The sequence below is a fragment of the Flavobacterium flavigenum genome (assembly GCF_027111255.2).
GTDB lineage: Bacteria > Bacteroidota > Bacteroidia > Flavobacteriales > Flavobacteriaceae > Flavobacterium > Flavobacterium flavigenum.
Genome location: NZ_CP114285.2, coordinates 4,782,376 through 4,805,835, shown reverse-complemented (window position 1 = coordinate 4,805,835; position 23,460 = coordinate 4,782,376). Strand labels below are relative to the sequence as shown.

At 33.0% G+C, this 23,460-nt stretch carries 21 protein-coding genes and 1 pseudogene; 17 read left to right on the top strand and 5 right to left on the bottom strand.

Annotated elements, in window-relative coordinates:
- Positions 1 to 157: 157 nt before the first annotated feature.
- The 4 genes from OZP09_RS20025 to OZP09_RS20010 all read left to right on the top strand — a co-directional run bounded on the left by OZP09_RS20025 (position 158) and on the right by OZP09_RS20010 (position 1,748).
- A complete protein-coding gene (locus tag OZP09_RS20025; protein WP_269235389.1) occupies positions 158 to 538 on the top strand; it encodes a DoxX family protein in 381 nt (126 codons plus the stop codon).
- A gap of 11 nt (positions 539 to 549) precedes the next feature.
- Entirely contained in the window at positions 550 to 759 is a 210-nt protein-coding gene (locus OZP09_RS20020) for a hypothetical protein (protein WP_269235388.1), read from the top strand.
- A gap of 72 nt (positions 760 to 831) precedes the next feature.
- Positions 832 to 1,224, top strand: a complete 393-nt coding sequence (locus OZP09_RS20015; RefSeq protein WP_281309885.1) for a VOC family protein — start codon at positions 832 to 834, stop codon at positions 1,222 to 1,224.
- A gap of 11 nt (positions 1,225 to 1,235) precedes the next feature.
- Positions 1,236 to 1,748: a DinB family protein gene (locus tag OZP09_RS20010; protein ID WP_269235386.1), complete on the top strand. Its 513-nt coding sequence runs from the start codon at positions 1,236 to 1,238 to the stop codon at positions 1,746 to 1,748.
- Here OZP09_RS20010 and OZP09_RS20005 read toward each other — a convergent pair.
- Positions 1,745 to 2,833, bottom strand: a complete 1,089-nt coding sequence (locus OZP09_RS20005; protein ID WP_281309884.1) for a DNA topoisomerase IB — start codon at positions 2,831 to 2,833, stop codon at positions 1,745 to 1,747. The genes OZP09_RS20010 and OZP09_RS20005 overlap by 4 nt on opposite strands.
- 348 nt (positions 2,834 to 3,181) lie before the next feature.
- On the opposite strand from OZP09_RS20005, the gene OZP09_RS20000 reads away from it, so the two are divergent.
- The 10 genes and pseudogenes from OZP09_RS20000 to OZP09_RS22705 all read left to right on the top strand — a co-directional run.
- Positions 3,182 to 5,455 (top strand): glycosyltransferase, encoded by a 2,274-nt coding sequence (locus tag OZP09_RS20000; RefSeq protein WP_269235384.1) that lies wholly within the window; start codon positions 3,182 to 3,184, stop codon positions 5,453 to 5,455.
- 239 nt (positions 5,456 to 5,694) lie between these two features.
- Positions 5,695 to 6,453: an MlaE family ABC transporter permease gene (locus OZP09_RS19995; RefSeq protein ID WP_281309883.1), complete on the top strand. Its 759-nt coding sequence runs from the start codon at positions 5,695 to 5,697 to the stop codon at positions 6,451 to 6,453.
- Position 6,454: 1 nt separating this feature from the next.
- Positions 6,455 to 7,234: an ABC transporter ATP-binding protein gene (locus OZP09_RS19990; RefSeq protein ID WP_281309882.1), complete on the top strand. Its 780-nt coding sequence runs from the start codon at positions 6,455 to 6,457 to the stop codon at positions 7,232 to 7,234.
- Between the two features lie 25 nt (positions 7,235 to 7,259).
- Positions 7,260 to 8,078 (top strand): MlaD family protein, encoded by an 819-nt coding sequence (locus tag OZP09_RS19985; RefSeq protein ID WP_281309881.1) that lies wholly within the window; start codon positions 7,260 to 7,262, stop codon positions 8,076 to 8,078.
- An 11-nt stretch (positions 8,079 to 8,089) separates the two neighbouring features.
- The gene (locus OZP09_RS19980; protein ID WP_281309880.1) at positions 8,090 to 10,888 is read left to right on the top strand and encodes an AsmA family protein; all 2,799 of its coding nucleotides are present in this window, start codon (positions 8,090 to 8,092) and stop codon (positions 10,886 to 10,888) included.
- A gap of 80 nt (positions 10,889 to 10,968) precedes the next feature.
- A complete protein-coding gene (locus OZP09_RS19975) occupies positions 10,969 to 12,168 on the top strand; it encodes an NAD(P)/FAD-dependent oxidoreductase (protein ID WP_269235380.1) in 1,200 nt (399 codons plus the stop codon).
- A gap of 474 nt (positions 12,169 to 12,642) precedes the next feature.
- The gene (locus OZP09_RS19970; RefSeq protein WP_269235379.1) at positions 12,643 to 14,235 is read left to right on the top strand and encodes a hypothetical protein; all 1,593 of its coding nucleotides are present in this window, start codon (positions 12,643 to 12,645) and stop codon (positions 14,233 to 14,235) included.
- Positions 14,236 to 14,299: 64 nt separating this feature from the next.
- Positions 14,300 to 14,836, top strand: coding sequence for a hypothetical protein (locus tag OZP09_RS19965; protein WP_281309879.1), 537 nt, complete (start codon positions 14,300 to 14,302; stop codon positions 14,834 to 14,836).
- Positions 14,837 to 14,841: 5 nt separating this feature from the next.
- Positions 14,842 to 15,495, top strand: a complete 654-nt coding sequence (locus OZP09_RS19960; RefSeq protein WP_281309878.1) for a hypothetical protein — start codon at positions 14,842 to 14,844, stop codon at positions 15,493 to 15,495.
- 118 nt (positions 15,496 to 15,613) lie between these two features.
- Positions 15,614 to 16,132: pseudogene (locus tag OZP09_RS22705) on the top strand (glycoside hydrolase family 15 protein); the annotation flags it as partial.
- A gap of 207 nt (positions 16,133 to 16,339) precedes the next feature.
- On the opposite strand, the gene OZP09_RS19950 reads toward OZP09_RS22705, so the two are convergent.
- The gene (locus OZP09_RS19950) at positions 16,340 to 17,365 is read right to left on the bottom strand and encodes a helix-turn-helix domain-containing protein (protein WP_281309877.1); all 1,026 of its coding nucleotides are present in this window, start codon (positions 17,363 to 17,365) and stop codon (positions 16,340 to 16,342) included.
- Between the two features lie 171 nt (positions 17,366 to 17,536).
- Here OZP09_RS19950 and OZP09_RS19945 point away from each other — a divergent pair, with 171 nt between their 5' ends.
- The 3 genes from OZP09_RS19945 (at position 17,537) to OZP09_RS19935 (ending at position 19,240) form a co-directional block, all read left to right on the top strand.
- Positions 17,537 to 18,028: a DNA-deoxyinosine glycosylase gene (locus tag OZP09_RS19945; RefSeq protein ID WP_269235373.1), complete on the top strand. Its 492-nt coding sequence runs from the start codon at positions 17,537 to 17,539 to the stop codon at positions 18,026 to 18,028.
- 88 nt (positions 18,029 to 18,116) lie between these two features.
- The gene (locus OZP09_RS19940) at positions 18,117 to 18,704 is read left to right on the top strand and encodes a DUF4142 domain-containing protein (RefSeq protein WP_269235372.1); all 588 of its coding nucleotides are present in this window, start codon (positions 18,117 to 18,119) and stop codon (positions 18,702 to 18,704) included.
- Positions 18,705 to 18,805: 101 nt separating this feature from the next.
- The gene (locus OZP09_RS19935) at positions 18,806 to 19,240 is read left to right on the top strand and encodes a DUF6526 family protein (RefSeq protein WP_269235371.1); all 435 of its coding nucleotides are present in this window, start codon (positions 18,806 to 18,808) and stop codon (positions 19,238 to 19,240) included.
- A gap of 222 nt (positions 19,241 to 19,462) precedes the next feature.
- On the opposite strand, the gene OZP09_RS19930 is transcribed toward OZP09_RS19935, so the two are convergent.
- The 3 genes from OZP09_RS19930 to OZP09_RS19920 all read right to left on the bottom strand — a co-directional run bounded on the left by OZP09_RS19930 (position 19,463) and on the right by OZP09_RS19920 (position 23,430).
- Positions 19,463 to 20,686: a sterol desaturase family protein gene (locus tag OZP09_RS19930; protein WP_269235370.1), complete on the bottom strand. Its 1,224-nt coding sequence runs from the start codon at positions 20,684 to 20,686 to the stop codon at positions 19,463 to 19,465.
- Positions 20,687 to 20,819: 133 nt separating this feature from the next.
- Complete coding sequence (locus OZP09_RS19925) at positions 20,820 to 22,106, bottom strand: Glu/Leu/Phe/Val family dehydrogenase (protein ID WP_269235369.1); 1,287 nt, start codon at positions 22,104 to 22,106, stop codon at positions 20,820 to 20,822.
- Positions 22,107 to 22,575: 469 nt separating this feature from the next.
- Positions 22,576 to 23,430 carry a DMT family transporter gene (locus OZP09_RS19920; protein WP_269235368.1) on the bottom strand — a complete coding sequence of 285 codons (855 nt, stop codon included), beginning with the start codon at positions 23,428 to 23,430 and terminating at the stop codon, positions 22,576 to 22,578.
- Between the last annotated feature and the right edge of the window lie 30 nt (positions 23,431 to 23,460).

Sequence of the window (23,460 nt, the reverse complement as noted above, 5' to 3'; positions counted from 1 at the left end):
CTCTTTCTTCTGCAATCTAAAATCTAAATCAACATTCTAAAATCAATAACTTGTCCTAAATGCCCCTAAAATAGTCAGAAATACCTGTTTCATTAAAAAAATAGTAATGGTAGATTTGTATAAAACAATTAACTAATAACTATTTTAAAAAAAACCAATGAAAAAAGAAAAAATTATTTTCTGGACTACCACCATTCTTATTTTTCTGTTTGAAGGTGTTATGCCGGCCCTTACATCACAGACAGAGCTGGCAAAAGAAGGAATCAGACATTTGGGATATCCTGAATATTTCGGAAATGCATTAGTCGTTTTCAAAATTTTGGGCGTATTGGCATTAGTGATTCCGCAAGTACCAAATCGTATTAAGGAGTGGGCTTATGCCGGTTTTGCTTTCGACTTTATATTCGCATCAATAAGTCATTTTGCAGTTGACGGATTGGATTTTCAGGGATTCTTTCCTTTAATCGTTTTGGCTATTTTAATGACTTCTTATATCTATCACCATAAAATAGAACGTTCTAAAAACAGTTCCATATAATTAATATTGTGATGATAGAGGTTTTTAAAACAAATGTTCAGGAAGCAGAGCAGTCAGAAATGATTGTTGGGAGGCTTCTTGAACATTTCCCTAACAGCGTCATCAATTTTGATTTGGAAGATTGTGATAAAATTCTGCGAGTTCATGCCTCCGAAATTTCAAATCATAAAATAATCGAACTTCTAAATTCACATGGCTTTCAGTGTGAAGTACTTTTATAAAACCTAATTTACTGATTAACAAAACAATAAATAAAAATCGTAATTTTAAGTTTCAACTTTAAAATAGTACAAATGAATATACCGGCAGCACATCAGACTATCATGCCTTATTTGATTTTACAGGGCGCTACAAAATTTATCGATTTCACAAAAAAAGTTTTCGGCGCTGCTGAAACTACTACAAAATCACTTCGTGAGGACGGAACAGTCATGCATGCCGAAATTACCCTAAACGGCAGTACCATAATGGTAACTGATGAAACTGCTGACTGGGCAAAACAAACTGCGAACTTATTTGTATATGTCCATAATGCAGATGAAACCTATCAAAAAGCAATAAATAATGGTGCTGTTTCTGTAATGGAATTAAGCAATCAGGATTACGGAAGAACCTGTGGCGTAACCGATCCTTTTGGAAATGTCTGGTGGATTACCTCTGTAAATAATAATGCGCATCTTAATTAAAAATTATGAAAATGGAATTAAAACAAGAAATTACCACAACTTTTGAACAATTAAATGAAACAATTTCTTTATTTACACAAGAAGAGATTAATCGTATTCCGTTTGAAGGAAGCTGGACAGCTGGTCAGGTCATCCGGCATATTATAAAAGCAACATCTGGCTTTACTAAAGTTTGCGATTCAAATACCAAAAAGTTAGATCAGCCAGCTGATGCTAAGATTGCTATCCTCAAAGAAATATTTCTTAATTTAAATAAAAAATATGATTCCCCCGATTTTATATATCCGGAAAGTAAAGAATACAATAAAATTGATCTGCTATCCACACTCCAAAAGATTAAAAATGAAATGCTAAACATAGCCACCAATTATGATTTAACGCTTACCTGCATGGATTTTGAAATACCCGGAATAGGAAATTTAACTATTTATGAACTGCTTAGCTTTGGAGTTTTTCATACGCAAAGACATACATATCAACTAAAAAATATCTATACTTCATTAAAAAATAATCCGGAAGCTTAAACAGATAACGGCTGATAATGCTGTATCATTTCTAAAAATACGGTTTCTGTACGGGAAAAATATTGTCTGTTGCTGCGGCTTTTTTTTAATTTCTCAAAATATTCTTTAATCGTTCCGTCTTCATAAGTTGAAATCAATAAAGGATGTACATAATAGTTTTTGCAAACATTTCGGGTGTTTCCTAAAGCTTCAGCAGTAACATCAAAAGCAGTCAAAATATTTTTCTTGATTTCCTTTTCATTTTCTGCAATCCCTAATTCCATTAATGCTTCAAAGAAAATGACAGATGCTGACCAGGTCCGGAAATCTTTCGCACTAAAATATTCTCCTGATATTTCATGCAGATACACATTGACCATATGGCTGTCCAGAATTCTCTTTTCGCCATTTTCATCATAATATTTAAAAACCTCCCAGCCTGGAATTTCCTCACATTTGCTGACTAATTTAATGAGTCTTTTATTTCGGATAGTAATGGTATGCTGTATTCCCTTTTTGCCGGTAAATTCAAATTTTATTGCATTCTTATCAATGTTAATGTGCCTTTTTCGCAGGGTAGAAAGCCCATAAGATTTATTATCTTTAGCATACTTTTCATTTCCTATCCTGATGTGGGTTTCTTCCATCAAACGAATTACCAGTGCTACGACTTTCTCTTTTGACCATTCTTTTTTCTCTAAATCAGAATCGACCTGTTTTCTAATAGCAGGAAGCATTCTCCCAAAATCGGCTATTTTATAGAATTTGGTTTGATTGCGGATTAAATTCCATTTTGGATGGTAGCGATACTGCTTTCTGTTTTTCTGATCTAGTCCAACCGCCTGAAGATGACCATTGGACAAATCCGAAATCCTCACATTTTCCCATGCAGGCGGAAGTACCAGACTGTGAATACGTTTTAGTTCGCTCTTCTTTTTAATGTTTCTTCCATTTTTCTTGTAAACAAAAATATCTCCTTCTTTACATCTCTCTATGGGCATTGATTTATCACTTACATAAACTAAATCTAGTTTTTCTATAGCCTTTTCAGGTTTTGTGATTAAAAGGGTCATTAATTTATCGTGGGACTTTGTAGTTGTATTCATATTAGTGTAATAATTAGGGCTTATTTTTTAGGTATATCCAAAAACCAAATACCTGATTTGCAGTTTTTTAAACTAATCATAAATATCACACTATAAAAAAAATAGTATTAATCCTATTGATTTTTTTTTTAACTTTAAAACACTTTATACAAGCCGTTTAGTTTTACATAATTCCCATCTAAAACCTTTTGAGTTAATTTTTTAGCTGATTGGATTAAATACAGGCTCGCTTCTAAAATAATTTTATATCAAAATAAATTAAGTAAGGAAATTAACTACAAAACAATTAAAATTCTTTGCTTCTTATATAAACCGAATGATTTATTAAAAGAAATAAAAATGATCCCAATGAAAACGCTACAAACTATTAAATCGAAAATTATTTTCATGTCTACGTATCCGCCGACTCAATGTGGTATTGCCACTTATACACAAGATACCATCAAAGGGATTATGGACGTATATGGAAATTCAATCAGCTGTGAAATTTGTGAACTGGTAAAATCTCCAAAAGAAAATCCAACTCAGGCTTTTACATTAAATACAAACGATAAGAAAGACTATGTAAGAGTAGCCGAAGAAATCAATAATGATGATTTGGTAAAACTGGTACACATTCAGCATGAATTTGGTTTATTTGCCGGCAACTACGGAGATTATTTATTAGAGTTTTTAAATGCTATAAAAAAACCGGTAACCTTTACTTTTCACAGTGTTATTCAAAATCCAAATAACGAATTAAAAACTTTTGTAAAATTACTTTTAAGTTACAGTAATTCTGTTTTTGTGATGACTAATCAATCTCAGGAAATCTTAATGAGAGATTATAACATTCAGGAAGACATTATCACATGCGTACCACATGGAACCCACGTTGTGGTTTATGAAACACCTGAACAGGCCAAACAAAAAATCAATATGGAAGACAGAAAAGTACTTTCTACTTTTGGACTTTTGGGTGAAGGAAAAAATATTGAGACAGGGTTACAGGCTTTATCTAAAATTGTAGAAAGAGAGCCAAATGTGCTTTACCTGATTATTGGAAGAACACATCCTAATTTAATTATAGATGGTGTTGATCATTACCGTAATAAATTAGAAGCCCTTGTTGACGAATTAAACTTACATAACAATGTTCGTTTCATCAATCAATATTTAGAAACAAATGAACTATTGGATTACCTGAAAGCAACAGATGTCTATTTGTTTACTTCAAAAGATCCAAATCAGGCTGTAAGTGGTACTTTTGCTTATGCAATGAGCTGCGCATGCCCGCTTGTGGCATCAAAAATCCCTCATACTTTAGAAGTCCTAAGTTCAGATTGTGGTGTTTTGGTTGATATCGGAAATGTTGATCAGTTTGCTGAAGCAACACTTCAACTACTTTCTGATGATAACTTAAGAGAGGAAATGGGTAAAAATGCTTTTCGTAAAATGAGAGCATCTTCATGGGAAAATGTTGCCATAACACACATGAGCAGATACACAGACCTAATTGAAAACGATACTGTAATTGACTTCGATTATCCTGAAATTCAACTGAAACACGTTAAAAAACTGACAACCGAATTAGGAATGATTCAATTCAGTAACATTTCTATTCCGGATTTATCTTCTGGTTACACTTTGGATGATAACGCCAGAGCATTGGTAGCTGTTGGAATGCACTATAAATTGACGGGCGACAAAGATGATTTGCCTTATATGCTGATTTACCTAGATTTTATTCACCGTTGTCAAAAACCGGACGGAAGCTTCATTAATTATGTTGATGAACACAACAGAGAACATATCGAACAAAATGCAGAGGTAAACCTTGAAGATTCAAACGCAAGAGGAATCTGGGCATTAGGAAGCGTGATTGCCTTAAAAGATATTTTACCGGAAAACATTGTACAAAAAGCTTCAGAATGTTTTCTAAAAAGCCTTCCTTGGGCTGAAACGATTCAGTCACCGCGTTCTATCGGATTTGCCACAAAAGGATTATATTTATACAATGCTGCAATCCCAAACTTGTATGTCTCGGCAATTGTTAATAAACTGAATGCAAAACTGGTTTCCAACTACGAAATCCATGCTACCGAAGACTGGAAATGGTTCGAAAATTATTTAACATACGGAAACGGAATTCTTCCTGAATCTATGTTGTACGCCTATTTGGTAACCAACAAGCCTATTTACAAAAAGATAGCACTGGAATCCCTGGATTTCCTTCTGTCAAAAATGTTTACTAAAAATGGTTTCAAAGTTATTTCAAATAACGGATGGTACCATAAAGGTTCAGAACCTCAGGAATATGGAGAACAGCCAATTGATGTTTCATACATTATCCAGACACTAAACGGCTTTTACAATGAATTCAAAAATCCGTTATACAAAGAATATATGAAAACCGCATTTAACTGGTTTTTAGGCAAAAATCATTTAAATCAGATTATGTATAATCCGGTTAGCGGAGGCGGTTATGATGGCCTTGAAAAAGACAATATAAATCTTAACCAAGGTGCAGAATCAACCGTTTGTTATCTGACAGCCAGATTAATCATGGAGAACTTTAAAGAAGCCGAATGCAAGGTAATTGATCTTGTTAAAACAAAGGCTGACCTGATTATAAATTCTTAAAGTGCTTATATATTTTCAAACCAAAATCCCTTTTTAACGAAAGGGATTTTTTATTTAGGATTGCCACAAACGTCATTCTTTTAGAATTATTGTAACAGAATGAAAATTATATAAGGTTGCAAAAAAGTTGTGTAAAGAATTTTAACAAGTATCGAGGTAACTTTCAACTATAATTAAAAAGCAATATAAAATTGTTAAAAAACTGATTTTCAAGATACATAATTCTAAAACTAAAGATTTTGATTCTAACCTTAAAAAATACTTTCGAAGATATAGGAAATGCAACAACGTTTGCAGTCCGGTTTTTTAAAGAGCTTTTTGTTCCGCCTTATGAAACCAGACAGTTCCTTAAACAATGTTATGTTATTGGTTATAAGTCATTGCCATTGGTAGCCATAACAGGGTTTATCATGGGACTGGTACTTACTTTACAATCAAGACCTACCTTAGTAAAATTTGGCGCAGAATCATGGCTGCCGGGTATGGTGGCTCTTTCCTTAATCCGTGAAATTGCTCCGGTAATCACCGCTTTGATTTGTGCGGGAAAAGTATCCTCCGGAATTGGGGCAGAATTAGGTTCTATGAAAGTGACCGAACAAATTGATGCTATGGAAGTTTCGGCTATTAACCCTTATAATTATTTAGTCGTTACCCGAATCCTTGCTACCACTTTAATGGTTCCCATTCTTGTGTTTTTTGCAGATGCTATTGGAGTTTTCGGAGGTTATATAGGTGTCAATATACATGGTGACATGAGCTTTTACAGATACATTACAAAGATATTTCAGTCACTTGAATTTCTGGATTTGATTCCGGCCACTATAAAGACTTTTTTCTTTGGATTTTTTATTGGAATGATTGGATGTTATAAAGGATTCAATGCTTCCAACGGGACCGAAAGCGTCGGAAAGGCTGCAAACTCTGCAGTTGTGACAGCTTCTCTTTCGATTTTTATTATTGATATGCTTGCCGTTCAGATAACCGATTTATTTTTTTAAGATGATTAAGGAAAAAGAAAATACAGAACAAACAACCAATGCGGTTAAAAAAACTCCCATAATCGAAATCAAAAATTTGCATAAAACTTTTGGTAAGGATAACCAGGTTTTAAAAGGAGTAAATTTCACCGTGAACAAAGGCGAAGACTTAGTCATTTTAGGACGATCAGGTTCTGGAAAATCGGTAACCATAAAATGCATTGTCGGACTTATCACACCTGATAAAGGCGAAATAAAAGTCTTTGATGAAAATGTGCTGGAACTTAAAAAAAAGGAACTCAATGAAATGAGGGTCAGAATTGGATTTTTGTTTCAAAGCGGTGCTTTATATGACTCAATGTCAGTAAGAGAAAATCTTGCTTTTACCCTTAAAAAACACAATCGAGATCTGAGTGCAGATGAAGTTGAGAAGGAAGTTATAGAAGCCCTGGATAGTGTAGGACTGGCCGATGCAATTGACAAAATGCCATCTGAATTATCAGGAGGAATGCGCAAAAGAATAGGCCTGGCACGTACTCTCATTTTAAAGCCTGAAATTATTTTATATGATGAGCCCACAACGGGATTAGATACAATTACATCAAGAGAAATCAGCGAATTGATATTAGATATCAAACAAAAGCAAAAAACCACTGCAATCATTATTACACACGATATGCCTTGTGCAAAACTAACCGCTGACCGCATTATCGTTTTAAAAGAAGGTACAATACAGGCAGAAGGAACTTACGAAGAATTAGAAAAAAGTGAAGACGAATGGGTACGCTCATTCTTTGAATAAAAATATAAAACCAAAAACAAAGATCATGAAGAAGCAATCTGGATATACCTGGAAATTAGGAATGTTTGTAACAATAGGTTTACTGCTTTTTATACTGGCAGTTTACTTTATCGGAAAACAAAAAAATCTTTTTGGATCTACATTCCGAATTACATCTAGTTTTAAAACTGTAAGCGGATTGGAGGTTGGTAATAATGTACGATTTTCCGGAATCAATATTGGGACTATAGACGAAATTCAGCTGGTGAATGATTCCACCGTCGTAGTAGGAATGGTCATTAAAGATGATGTCCGCGAATTTATTAAAACGGATGCAAGGGCAAGTATTGGATCTGACGGACTGATGGGTGATAAAGTACTTACCATAACTCCGGGTGTAAAGTCACAAATGGTAATTGAAAATAATGGTCAAATTGCTTCAGTGAGCAGTGTAGAAATGAGCGATATTATGAAAACCGTCAAAAAAAGCATGGATAATGTAAGCGTAATTTCCGAAGAACTGGCGATTTTCAGTCACAGCATGAATAATGGTAACGGAGCACTGTCAAAATTAATTAGCGATCCGGGCATGGCAAATGCAATGGACAAGACGCTTGATAACCTTGAAAAAGGCACGAAAGGGTTCAGCGAAAATATGGAAGCTGCCAAAAGTAACTTTTTGTTAAGAGGCTACTTTAAGAAAAAAGAAAAAGAGAAGAAAGAAAAGCTGGAAGAAGCAAAAGAAAAAAAGGAAGAACAGCAGGAAAAAGCGGAGAAAGAGAAGGAAGAAAAATTGAAAGAAGAAAAGAAAAAAGCAGAGGAAGCAGCCGAAAAAGCTGAAGAGGACAAAAAAAAGAATAAATAAAGTTAGCGTGCATGAATTCCAACTTCAAACATATTGCCTTTAAAACAGCAAAAATTTCAGGAATAGTAATAGCAAGTATTTTGCTGTTACTTTTTTTGATTCCGTTGCTTTTCCCGGGAACTGTTGCTTCTGAAGTAAAAAAAATTGCCAATGAAAGATTAGACAGTAAAATGGAGTTTTCAAAATCCCATTTTTCCTTCTTTACACACTTTCCTTCACTCACAGTTTCACTTGATGATTTATCCCTTACAGGCTCTGCTCCTTTCAAAAACGATACTTTGCTGAAAGCTGAACAGGTTTCTTTTGGAATCAATATCAAAAGATTATTATTTGATAATGAAGTCAAAATTAATGAACTATACGTTTCGAACGCAGATATAAATGTAATGGTCAACCAAAAAGGACAAGCAAATTATAACATTTATATTGCTCCGAAAGATGTAAAAAAGGATAAAAATGCTCCTGAAGAAGGAACTGCAATTCGCCTGGAACGTATTGATTTTAAAGATTGTCATATCAAATATAACGACCGCTCGGCTAAAATTCTGGTTGATGCAAAAGGTTTCAATTATGTTGGAAAAGGGAACTTAAGCGAAGATATTTTCGACCTTAATACTGACGCAAAAATTGATAAAGTCGATTTTTATTATGACAGAACCGCCTATCTTCGAAAAAAAGAACTTCGTGCCGATTTAATCACAAGAATAAATACAAATGCACTTTCATTCATCCTTCAGAAAAACGAATTAAAAATCAATAAACTGCCTTTAAAGTTCACCGGTTTATTTACTATTTTAAGAGATGGATACAAAATCAATATCAAAGCCGCGTCTGAAGATACTACAGTAAAAGATTTATTATCTGTAATGCCTCCGGAATATTTAACATGGCTTGAAGAAACCAAAATTTCAGGCAAAAGTGATTTGATTTTTACTTTTAAAGGCAATTACAATGTATCCAAAAAGCAAAAGCCGGATTTGGCTTTTAATCTAAAAGTTAATGAAGGCGCCATCGATTATCAGAATGCCCCTGCCCCATTGACAGATTTTCAAATGAATGTGAATGCTATTATGCCTTCACTGGATATGGAAAAACTTTTAGTGAATCTAAAGACTTTCAGGTTTAAAGTAGGCGAAAAAGATTATTTCACTGCTTATTTACGAAGCAAAGGTTTTGCCGAAATGGATGTAGATGCAAGTGTAAAAGGCGCATTGGACCTGGCAACTGTAGATGCTGCTATAGGTTTAAGTACTTTAGAACTAAAAGGGCTTTTGAAAACCAATATTCAGGCAAAGGGTAAATTCAGTACTTCAAAAAAATTATTCCCAAAAACCATCGGCGGAATTTCATTACGCAATGGCTGGCTTAAAACAGATTCTTATCCTAACCCTATTACCAATATCACTTTTGTGGCCAATGCACTTAATAAAGCTGGCACCTACAAAGATTTGATAATAGCTGTGGCGCCTGCCTCTTTTATATTTGAAGGCAATCCTGTTTATGTAAATGCAGCACTTTCAGATTTTAGTGATCTGGCTTATAATGCAAAAATCAAGGGAGAACTCAACGTAGGGAATATTTACAAAGTATTCTCGAAAAAAGGAATCGATGTTTCCGGCTATGCCAAAGCAGACCTTTCACTTCAGGGAAAACAAAGTTATGCCACAAACGGACAGTACGATAAACTGAATAATAAAGGAACTATTATACTAAAAAATATCAAGGCTACATCAGAACTTTTTCCGAAGGCATTTTTTATCAAACAGGGCAACTTCAGGTTTCAGAATGAAAAAATGTGGTTCGAGAAGTTCTACGCTACTTATGGAAAATCCGATTTCGATATTAATGGATACCTTTTGAATACAATCAATTATTTCCTCGAATCGCGCGGAACACTAAGCGGTAATTTCAATATGAAATCGAAACTGATCAATGTGGATGAATTTATGGCTTTAGAAAAAGGCGAAAACACAGACCGGAAATTAGAAGTAGAATATGCAAAAGAAGATCATCCGAAAATGAGCGGAGTTGTTATTATACCTGAAAATTTAGATGTGAGCCTTACCGCAAATGCAGATAAAGTTGAATATAACGGTCTCGTTTTTAACGATCTTAAAGGAAAAACAGGTATCTCTAAAGGCAATTTCTATTTGCAAAATGCCGTGTTTAATATTATTGATTGTGCATTGGTAGTTGATGCATCATACACAGATGAATCTCCTACTTCAGCTCGTTTTGATGCACATTTTCGTGCAAAAGATTTCAGTGTTCAAAGAGCTTATAAAGAAATTCCGATGTTTCATGATATGGTAACTGCTGCCGAAAAAGCACATGGAATTATCTCTGTAGATTACAAAGTCAAAGGCGATCTGGACGGAAATATGAGTCCGATTTACGAATCTCTTGAAGGAGGCGGTACGCTGAATCTGCGCGATGTAAAAATCAAAGGCCTCAAATTATTTGACGGAATAAGTTCTAAAACCGGTCAGGATGGGCTAAACAATCCTGATATGAAAGGTATCGAAATCAAATCAAAAATTGATAAAAATCTCATTCACCTTGAACCATTTACTTTCAGTGTAGCCAGTTTTAGACCAACTGTAAAAGGAACGACAAGCTTTAACGGATTACTGGACTTAAGAATGCGATTGGGGCTTCCGCCATTTGGGATTATTGGTTTTCCAATAACCATTACCGGTACTCATGAAGAGCCGAAAATAAAAATATTCAGCAAAACAGGAAAAGAAATACTAGGTGCTGTTTATAACGAAAAAAGCAATACAGTAGTAAAGAAAGAAAAAGTGAAGTAAAATAAATGCAATATTAAAAAGACACTTATTTATAAGCATAAACGAAATAATATAAAAATCGACGCCAAACCCCTAAAAACATGAAATTACGCTCAACAGAAAGTTTCTGGCCCTTGAAACATGCAATGAATACTAGTTATCCATCATTAGATTCTGATATTGAAACGGAAATTTTAATCATTGGAGGCGGGATTACCGGAGCCCTGATTGCCTATCAGCTTATTAATGAAGGAAAAAAAGTAGTTGTTGTGGACCGCCGTGACATTGGCAACGGAAGTACAGCAGCAAGTACTGCCCTGCTGCAATATGAAATTGATGTTCCGCTGCATGAACTGATAGATTTAAGAGGTACAGAATGCGCTGTTGACAGTTATAACAACGGAAAAAAAGCCATCTTTGACATTAGAAAAATTATAGACGATGTAAAAAGCGACTGCCATTTTGAATTCAAAAAAAGCATTTATTTCTGCTCTTTAAAAAAAGATATTCCGTTTTTAAAAAATGAATTTAATGCCCGAAAAGAGCACGGTTTTGATGTAAACTGGCTGGAAAGATGGGAGCTGGAAAAATACGGATTAAATGCCATTGCAGCCATAGAATCCAAAACAGCAGCCGTGATGGATCCGTACAGACTTGCGCAAGATTTATATGTTTATTGCGAAGAAAAAGGAATGCAGATTTTTGACCGTACAAACATTGTTTCGACCGAAAATCAAAAAGAAAAAATGATTGCCCGCACGCAAAATAAATATACCATAACAGCAAATCATATTATCCACTGCAGCGGTTACGAAAGCACCGAGACACTTAAAGAAAAAGTGGTGGACTTAAAAAGCACTTATGTAATTGCATCGGAAAGTATACCCGGATTATCTACTGCGTTTAAAAATTGTATCTTCTGGGATACATCAAAACCGTATCTCTACTTTAGGACTACTGCTGACAATCGAATCATTATGGGCGGTGGAGATGAAGATTTTAAGGATGCTGTAAAACGTGACAAGTTTCTGCCCAGAAAAGAACAGTTTCTTTTACATAAATTTCAAAAAAAATTCCCGAAAATTAATTTTAAAATAGATTATTCATGGGCTGGTACTTTTGGCGAAACCAAAGACGGCCTGCCCTACTTTGGAAAACCAGATCCTGATGTAAACGAACACTACATTTTAGGATTTGGCGGTAATGGAATCACTTTTAGCGTTATGGCCATGAATTCTGTTTTGCATTCTATAAAAAACAAAACACATCCGGATTTAGAATATTACCGATTTGGAAGATGATTTGTCTGTTGGTGTAGAATTATTAAATTTAAAAAAATAAAAAAAAGAGTTTGATTATTCATAACAAAAAATAAATATCTTTGAAAAGATATTGTAATAAAGAATTGCTCCAATATATCTGAATTAGGTTATGCTGGAGCAATTTTATTCATATATAAATTAAGTTAGTATTAATGCAAAACCAAATACACTCCACAAAATCAAAACATAGTTATCCTTTAGAATGTAATTCTTCGCTATTGGGTAAGTATCCTGTGTGTTTAAAATCTGCTAAATAAATATATCAGATAATTCATATAACCAGTTATTATTGAAAGATAAAGTATATATTTGCGTTAACTAAATATAGAAATTTACTACATTAATAATTATGAAAAAACTTCTGTTGTTATTTGAGGATTCTGGGATTATATTAAGATTAATATAGTCCCAGAATCCTCAAATAATTTAAACTAATAAAAACTTATAAATCTTATGTATAAAAATATACTTCTGGAAAATAAATTAAAAAAAATGCAATTTTTAAAAATTATTCCATTTACTATTTTAATTTTAATGACTAGCTGTCAAAATGATTTTGAAAATGATAAAAAAGAAGAAATTTTAAGTCTTCATGATAATTATGAAATTGTAGATGGAACTATTAAAATTGAAAATATAAATAAATTAAAAAACATTCTAACTTCATATCAAAATGATGTAGAAGTTCAAAATAATTTTAATAATGAAATCAGAACAATTCAAGAGAGGGGCTTTAAATCATTAACTCCTATCTTTGATGAAAATGACACTAAATCTATAGAGGAATTTGTAAAAGCAAAGAAAACAAAAAAACAAAAAATAAATTCAGAGTATGGACTTACTACTGATATCTCTGAAGATGAAGAGTTTGACATTGAAGATGATTTAATACAAGATCCTAGCTTCGCGGCAATATTAAACGAGGATAGAGAATTGATAGTTGGAGATAGTTTATATAAATATACTGAGCATGGATTATATTTCTGTTTAGAAAAAGATAAGCAAAAATTGTATAACTATTTAAACCGTTTGAGTTCTACTTCAAAAAGAAATAACCTAACTAAAAGGATAGCTGAATTAAGCCAGGTTGATGAAGGTATTTCATTTTACCTTCCTGGAGACAGACCCTTTTTAGTAGTACCTACTCCAAATATACCACCTAGCACAAATCCATTTCCTACTCCTAAGTTAGTCAAATCAAATTTACCTATTTCCAGAGTGGATAAAGATGGCTTTTTTGAAAAAATATTTGGAGAAACTGAAGTCGACACTGAAGATTATGGTGATGGTCGTCGAATCAAAATTAAGTTTTGGAACCAAGATTATTTTATCTTTTCATCATTGGGTTGTAGTGCAAGATTCCAAAAAAGAGTTAAGATTTTAGGCGTTTCAGGTTGGCAAAAATCTTATGCAACTCAAATCGAATTAGGGGTTAATGATATTTCTTATGAGTATAATTTTAATGTTCCTGTTTATAATGCAGCAAAATATAATTATGAAAACTTTTTTATAGAAATAAACGGTGTGAAATATGCTGGTTCAGGTAAACAAATGATAGAATTTCCAAGTGGGGCAGCAAATTTTCCTTATGTTGGAACTTCTCCTCAAGAAATAACCGTTCATATACTTAGACAAGATTTATTCACTGTGAAATATGATGCGAATAAAGTTTATAATCAAATTGTAGACTTGGCAGTAAAAGAAGCTTTTAGTAAAATTAAATCCTATAATCCTGCTTTAAAAGATGTTGCTGATAAAGTTGAGAAGGGTGACCAATTATATAAAGTAATTGCCGTAAATCCACTTTCAAATAAAGCTATAATATCAACACAAGGATTGAAATGGACAAGCAATAATGAAAATGCCATTACTCATTATTTTGATTTCAATTTTCTTCTGACTTACAAATCAAGTTATGATGGTACTGAAGATTATTTAAATGGATTACAAGGATCTACAAAATATACAAATGTTAGAGCAGATATTTATGGAGCCGCTCTTCATAACAATGTATGGAAAGGCAGAAGATTAGTTTTAGGTAAGTAATAAACAAATTTATAAATAAAAGAACCAAGTCGATATAATTGACTTGGTTCTTAAATTAAAAAAAATGAAAAGATATATCCCAATTTCAGCATTATTGCTATTTTTTGTGAATTTGAATGCTCAGGATAATAATTTAGAAAATAATCAGTTTAAAATCAATATTCTTACTCCAGGCATAACATATGAAAAAAAAATAAGTAGAAATACATCATTATCAACTGACTTAAACCTTAGCGCTGGTTTTGCTCATAATAATGACTCTAGAACTAAACTGTTGCTTTCTCCTTACATACGAGAAGAATTTAGATACTATTATAACCTTGAAAAAAGAAATTCAAAAGGTAAAAACACACAAAATAATTCCGCAAACTTCGTTGCACTAAGTGGAAGTTATTATTTTAAGCCTATTGGTAACTCAGAGTATGTGAGCATTTATGATGGATTAACAATTGCACCAATTTGGGGATTACAGCGAACCTATGGTAGTGGTTTTAATATAAATATAATAGGAGGTGCAGGTTATAACTTTGGAACAAATGATCGAACAGCCAATTTTGTTCCTGTGATAAATTTCACATTAGGTTGGGTAATTGGTAAATAGCAACAATGAAGAATATTTTAGCCCTTTTTTTATTAGTATCCTCTAGCAGCTTATTGGCTCAAAAAATTAGACCTTTGGTTGGAGTTTCAGGTTATATTGATACTTCTTTTGATAATGGCGGTTTTGGTGACCTTAAGCTTGGAGCAGAATATAAAATTTTCTATTACTTTAAGCCGGAAATAGAAATCAGTTTTATGTTAGGAGCCCTTGAAGATGTTACCAACAGAGATGAATCTGGAATAATTACCTCAGTATATTCTACAAAAATATCTTCCGTAAATTATAGTTTTTGCCCTAAATTTATTCTTGGCAATAAAGATAGTGGTGATGGGTATATTCAGATTCTTCCAAAATACACTTTTGCTACTATTGAGGCCACAGAGAATTCTGCTATAAGAAACCCTAATAATTTGTCTTCCCCTATTGAGAAAAAAAGTAAAGCCTCTGCTAATGAACATTCGTTAGGAATTGGTGTTGGTTATGTCGTAGATATTTCAGATGACAACTCCCAGTCGTTAGCTATAAATTTATATCTCAATAACGTCGATTTAGGTAAAGCATTAAACAAACTCGACAAAGATGCAACTATAAGTACACAATATGTCATTGGATTTGGCGTTAACTACTATTTTAGTTTTAAAAAAAAAACAATTAATTAAAGGCATTATTTGAACACATTTATATTTAACATTGACTAAATATCTGAATTATATAAAATTGCACTTTTATATATAAGTATTCGGTACAGAAGTAACTAATACAAATCAACCAGCTTAGACAAAGGAGACCGAGAAATGGGAACCTTTAGCTGCTGCAATAAAAGAAGATATTATGAAAAATGCCTGGAGAGAGCAAGTTCAGGCTTTTACATAGTCATATGGTTCAGATGAGCTTGATACTTCTATACTTTTAATGGAAAACTATGGTTTTATTGACGACATGTATCCGAAATAAATTACTACTGTAAAATCTATTGAAAGTGATTTAAGTAATGATGGACTTTTATACCGTTATAAAAACAAAGATGATTTTGGTCTTCCCTCTTCTTCGTTTACAATTTGTACTTTTTAGTTTATAAACATCCTATATAAAATTGGTAAAACAAAAAAAGTGGAGAAACTGTTTAAAAAACTGCTTTCCTATAGCAATCATTTAGGATTATTTGTGAAGATATCTATTTTAAACTAAAAAGTTAGGGAATTTCCTCCAGGCTTATTCACATTTCCCCTTATAGAAACCGTCATAAACCTTTCTGATGTTACTAATGAAGAAGTTGTGGTTGATGCTATTGGCTAATAATTTAACTATTTATTTTGGAACAAAGTTTTATAAAGTAGAATATAAAATTTGATTAATTGTAAAATGCTCTGGATTTTAGCTCTTATTAAGCTAAAATCCAGAGCATTTATTTATAATTGACTTTTTCAAAGAGAATCTTATGTTCCGTATTTTTATTTCCTTCAAAAACTTGTCCTTGCAGAAGGATCAATATTCAAAAAGATATTAAGCCGTTATAGCCAGCTGATTTTGACTGAATTTATATTCCTTTGGACTACAATTAAATTTTTGTTTGAAGATTTTAGAGAAATAACTTCTGCTGGTAAAACCGATACAATACACTATTTCAGAAATATTCAGATCAGAGTTTTTAATTAAAAATTCGGCTTTTAAGATTCGCATATGCGTGATAAAATCATTTACCGTTCTGTCATGAATCATCTTAAAACCTTCCTGTAACTTATTAGGTGACAAGCCAGAAAGTTTGCTAAGAGATTTTATAGTAAATGGTTCTTCCGGACTTTCTTTTATAAGATCTGAAAGCTTTTTTATTTCTTCCATCTCTTTTAATGTAAGGCAGCCAGATTCTTTTAAGCAGTTATTCATATCATCCGAATGCTGCTGGATTTCCATTGCCAGAATAATTTTCAGAATGCCTTCTTTTAATAGATTACGAACAATTCCGGTTTCGGTAACGGCATTTAATTCCTCAATTTTTTCGGCTATTTTTAAATTATAAGAACCTACATAGAAAAAATTACCTGAAGGGTTCTTTTCGAAAAAAGTTTCTTTTACTTTACGATTCAAAAAATTATTTTCAGCAGCATCAGCATTTTGAGTCCCAACCACGATTAAAGTCACTTTTGTATTGGTATTCTTTTCAAAAAACAAAATATTATCTTCATTTTGTCTGGATGAAACTATAGCAGTCTGAAACTTTTTCAGTTTTCTTTCAACACCCGACATTCCAAAACTATGTGCTAAATTTCCCTTTGAACAATAAGCGAAATATACCGGGGAGATATCCGGATTTCCGATACAGATTCTCACATCTTCAGAAAAAACCATATCAAATTGTAAACAGGAAACAGCATCGCCGAAAGAAGATCCTACAATAGTACCTTTGGCAAAATTATTGCTGACTTCTAAACCATATTCATCTGAATCAAAAATTATCTTACCTCCTAAACTTTCGGTTAGTTCTTCGAATATATTTTCAATTTTATCGTTATGTATAGTTACTATTTTCATTTTTGCTCGGATTTAAAATTCTAAAACTATTTTTATACCTCAAGAACTGATTTGCAGTATTTTTCTTCTAATATGGAATTTCAAAATTCGCTTAAAACACCTTCAAAAATGTTATATAATTTTTCAGATTTGTTTTATAATTACTTCTACTTGCTTTTAAATAAATGAAATATGGAAAGTTTTTCTTTTGCTCCTATCGCTCCAACTAATGCCACGATCTTAATTTTAGGAACAATGCCGGGTACAAAGTCATTGGAGATACAACAATATTACGGTCATCCACAAAACAACTTCTGGCGCTTTATGTTTGAAATTTTAAATGAAGATTTTTCTAAAGATTATGAAACAAGGAAAAATCTTTTAATCAAAAACAACATTGCCTTATGGGACGTTCTGCAATTTTGTGAAAGAATAGGCAGTCTTGACAGTGCTATTAAAAATGAAGTAACAAATGATTTTGAGCTTTTTCTAAAAGAGCATCCAAACATTACAACCATCTTCTTCAATGGGCAGAAAGCAGCTGCCTTTTTTAGAAAATATGTGTCAGTAGAAAACAAGTATGACCTCATCACATTGCCTTCTACAAGTCCCGCTAACGCCAGTAAAACTTTTGAATCAAAACTCAATGAATGGAAAATCATTAGTCATTCCCTTAAAGTTTGAATGATATAACATTATCAAATCAAAGTGTAAAACATCTTATTTTATGTTTAAATAATTTTACCATCATAAATTTTAAACATAAAAAATCATGAAAAAGATACTTTTAGCAAGCAAAGTAGTTTTAGGAGCAGGAATTGTTTTACTGAGTTTAAACTCTTGTAAAAATGAAGCAAAACAAGAAGATCCAAAAGAAGTTGCAGAGGATCAAAACGAAGCAAAATTTGACTCTATAGATTCTAAAGAAGATGATTCTGAATTTTTAGTGGATGCAGCAGAAATCAATCTGGCTGAAATTGAAATTGGAAAACTTGCCCAAACAAAAAGTACCAATCCTGAAGTTAAAAAATTTGGTAAAATGCTGGTTGATGAGCATACAAAATCAACTGCAGAAGTTAAAGCCATCGCTGATAAGCGTAATTTTTCATTGCCAACTTCAATTACTGAAGAAGGTAAAGATGAATACGATAAACTTAACGAAAAAACAGGAGTTGATTTTGACAAGAAGTTTGCCGATATGATGGTTGACGGGCATGAAAAAGCAATAGATAAATTTACTAAAGCATCTGAAACTGCTAACGATGCAGAAATTAAAGCATGGGCTTCAAACAATGTGGTTGCATTAACTGCGCACCTACAGCATGCTAAACAGCTTAAAGAGGCTTTAGATAAAAAATAATACCGAAAAACAGTACTTTACCGTATTGGTTGTTCATTTCTTTGGAAAAAAGCTATTTTTTTAAATAGCTTTTTTACGTTTCACCAAAAACAAAACCTATCATGAAAGTGCAATCTTATCAAAATCATATTCGATTTTATACACCACATCATTTCATCTATTACCCTGTTCTGATTGTTTTTCTGGCTTTTAGCATTTATTTTGCGTTTACCACTCCCCAACACTTAATCTGGGGTTTCATTGCTGTAGTTTTTATATTCCTGTTTTGCCTCGCGTTTATGCTGCGCCAGCATTATGCCTTGATCTTACAAAACAGAATTGTTAAACTGGAGCTTCGATACCGTTATTTTGTACTTACCGGAACCCGATTTGAAACCATTGAACACAAATTTACAGACGATCAGATATTTGCATTCCGCTTTGCACCTGATGCTGAGTTTTTACCGCTAATGGAACGCGCGATTACAGAAAACCTTTCTGGAGACGATATAAAAAAGGCGATAAAGCACTGGAAAGGCGATTATAACCGGGTATAATTAAATCACATTCAGGGTGTGCCAGCATCCCGATAAGAGGGCAAAGCTACATTGTGGTTATTCGCCCTCTTATCGCGATGCTGTCGCGCTATCCGCATTACTTCGGTAATTTGCTCCTATCGCTCACACGATACAGAACATTAAATAAAATTTAGAACTTAAAAAAATAGAGAGAGAAACCTTTATAATGCTAATTTTCTGTTTACTAAAACTTACATTTCCTTACTCTGAACTTTCCAACTGAAGCACCACTTTCTGATAATGTTTACTCAGCGAAAACAATTGTTCTGCAAAAATCATAATGGCAATCGGAACAAATAAAAATGTCAGTAAATTTTCTTCGTATAAAAAATAAGTGGTTACGATAAATATCCGGCCATATTCGAGATAATACATCCATTTTCGCTGTTCCAATAAAGCACCGCAATTTATCAGTGTAATTAGAATAAAAGACAAAACAAAAATTTTATCCAAAAGATTTAAAAACTCAAAATAATAAGTAAAAACAGTTAAGAATAAAGTACAGACTCCTAATTGTATATAGAGATAATTACGAAATCTAAGCCTTTGATGCCGATTGCTTTTATCCTGCAAAAAACGTTTTTCTAACATGGGCCGAATATCCTGATCCATATGGGCCGGACTTCCAAAAACAGCATTCCATCTGGCTTTAAATCCTTTGGATCGTTTCCATAATTCATAAATCTCGAAGTAATAATGCGAATGCTGCCACAAAAAACTATAACTTTTTAACGGATGGGTTAAACCGTATTTTGGTTTCTCTTCCTCCTCCTGAAAAGTCCCAAAAATACGGTCCCAAAAAGTAAACATGTCACCGTAATTTTTATCCAGGTATTTTTCATCAGATGCATGATGGACACCGTGGATTGATGGTGTTACAAAAACGTATTCAAGCCACCTTATTTTTCCGATAAGCTGTGTATGTGTAAAAAAAGAATAAGCTCCATGCACAATCAGCATGGTAATAACCATAACAGGATGAAATCCAACGAGAGGAAGAACACACCAAAACCCTGTTCTTACAATTGCCTGTAAAGTGGTGATTCTGGCTGCAGCGGTAAAATTAAACTCTTCGCTATGGTGATGCACGATGTGTGCTGCCCAGAAAAAATTAACTTCATGTCCTAGCCTGTGATACCAGTACCAAACAAAATCAGTCGCTAAAATCAAGGCAAACCATACAAAGACATTGCTGGGAATATCAAAAAGCCGATAGTGATTATATATAAAATAATACAGCTGATAAAAACTTCCTGCAACAAAGAGATTAATTAGTCTTTCTGCAATACCAATGCTAATGTTTGAAACTGAGCTTTCATAATTAAAAATCTCAGGTTGCTTTCTGCGCTTTGCGAGCTTATATTCTAAAAATGAAAAAATGAAAAACGCAGGCATAGCAAACGCCAGAAAATGAATATGTTCCATTTTTAAAAATTACTTTTTGACTGATAAATAACTTATTTATAATTCAATTCAATATTTAAGTCAAAGACATTTTCATTAATTACTATTTCTAACAACTAATGAAAACGTTCTTTTTACTTAATGGTTTCAATGTTTAATTCTGTTTGAATTTTGGTGCTTTAAATGCTACTTCTTTTACAGATTGTGTGTCTGCCACTTTTTGCAAAGCAATAATGTAGGCTGCAATTCTAGGGGTAACATTATGTTTGTCAGCAATTCTAAAAACAGTTTCAAAACCTTTTTCGAGTATATCTTCCAAACGTTTATTAATCTGATGAATTCTCCAGGATTCCAAAAGTGAATTCTGAAGCCATTCGAAATAAGAAACCGTTACTCCTCCTGCATTTGCCAGAATATCCGGTACAACCAAAACATTATTTTGATGTAAAATCTGATCTGCATCTGAGGCAACCGGACCATTTGCCCCTTCTACAATAATTTTAGCTTTAATATCGTTTGCGTTTTGCTGTGTAATAACATCCTCTTTTGCTGCCGGGATTAGTACATCAACTTCCAAAAGCAATAATTCTTCATGCTTAATAGCTACCGAATTGGGGTATCCTTTAATACTCTTATTATTCAGGTTATAATATAAAATCAGTTCCGGAATGTTAAGTCCATCCGGATTATAGAAAGCTTCTGAAACATCGCTGACAGCCACAACTTTTAATCCTTTTTCATATAAAAACAAAGCCGAATGCAAGCCCACATTTCCAAATCCCTGAATGGCAACTGTCGATCTTGCCGGTCTCAGTTTTAATTTTTGAAGCGCCAGAAGCGTAATAATGCTTACTCCCTTCCCTGTAGCTTCTACTCTTCCTAAAGAACCTCCGGAATGCAAATGTTTCCCTGTCACAACAGCATGAATGGTTTTCCCGTGAACCAAAGAAAATTCATCCATTAGCCAGCCCATTTCGTCAGGACCTGTTCCCATGTCCGGTGCAGGAACATCTTTTTCAGGACCAAAAATATCTGCTAATGCTTTTGTGTATGCTCTGGTAATTTTCTCTAATTCTGTTTTAGAATGTTCTCTCGGATCGCAAATAATTCCACCTTTTGCTCCACCAAACGGAATTCCGGTTACGGCAGATTTCCACGTCATCCAGGCTGCCAGTGCTTTTACCTCATCAAGGTTTACAGCTGTATCATAACGAATGCCTCCTTTAGACGGCCCTAAGGCTGTATTGTGAATAACACGGTATCCTTCAAAGTTTTTAGTTGTGCCGTTATCAAGTGTGATCGAAAAATTTACAACAATTTGCTTTTCTGGTTTCTGCAATTTCTGTCTGATCGATTCATCAAGGTTTAAGATATCGGCTGCAATATTAAAACGGTCAATCATTGACTGAAAAGGATTCTGTTTAATTATTTCCAGGCTCATATTTTTTTAGTTTAAGATTTGATTCAATTGATTTTGAAATTTTATATTTTAAATTCTTCTCCTCATTGGCAAAAGAGGATGGATGCATTTTCTGCACTTAATTGCTATAAATACAACATGGAATCTTCGTAAGAATACATCGCATATGCGTATTAGTGTATTTATTTGATCTCATATCTATGTTTTTAAATAAATTCAAAAAAAGCCTTTCATGGGTATGAAAGGCTTAAAAAAAAAAATAACTAACAAGTACTTTCTCTATTAACGCCATTTCAGGACATGATTCAACATGCAGCACATCGCTAAGCTGCATTTGAAAGACATCATATTTCGATTATAGTTTTTCATTGTTATGGCAAATTTATAAATATATTTTATAAATTCTATAGAATTAGTATAGTTATTTTTTAAAAAAAGCAAAAAAACTTACAAAGACATTGTAAATTAAGGCATTATAGGTTAGAAAAATTTACTTAATTTGAGAAAAAACAATAAAAATAATTGCAATTAAGGCCAAAATAATACCTAAAAAGTTCATTTTGGATAATTTCTCTTTAAAAAAAAGTACTCCAACGATACTTCCTAAAACTATAACCCCCATATTCATTCCTGCAAAAACAGTAGAAGGATTTTCAGAAAATGCTTTGTGCGCTTTAAGGTAAAACAATATGTTTCCAAAATTAAAAAGTCCGACCAATCCTCCAAAAAGGATATTCTTAAGTTCTGGTTTTACTTTTTTCGAAACAAAATCATAGATCACAATAAACAAAGTGACAACCAATGCAATATTAAAAACTAAAAACAAAGAAGTGGTATATGGCAGAGTGCTGTAAAGTGCAATTTGTTTGAAAAGAATATCGATTACTCCAAAACCTAATAAAACAATCGCAGGATAAAACCACTTATTCTGTTGGTTTTCGGAAGGTTTTCTCAAAATAAATAAAAGAGCTAAAAAGCCAACCGCAAGTCCAATTATTTTATAAGAATTAAATTCTTCTTTAAAAATAAACCAGGCTGCAAGGATCGGAATAAAAAGAGATAAACGCTGAGCAGCGTCAGTTTTTACGATTCCCATGTGTTTGATAGAAGCTGCTAAGAACAGAAAAATAACGGGCAGCAAAATCCCTACCGCGGCATAAATATTCCATGGATCATTTTTGGAAACCTCATCCAGATTTGGAGTATAAGTTAAGTAGCAAAATAAGAGTGCAAATACATAATTAAAAGCAACAATCTGCACCGGATTACAATTATAATGACGGGTTAATTTAAAAATTATACCAACTGTAACACTGCAAATAATACTTAAAATCAGAAACAACATATTACTTATTTTTTGAAATACAAAAATAGG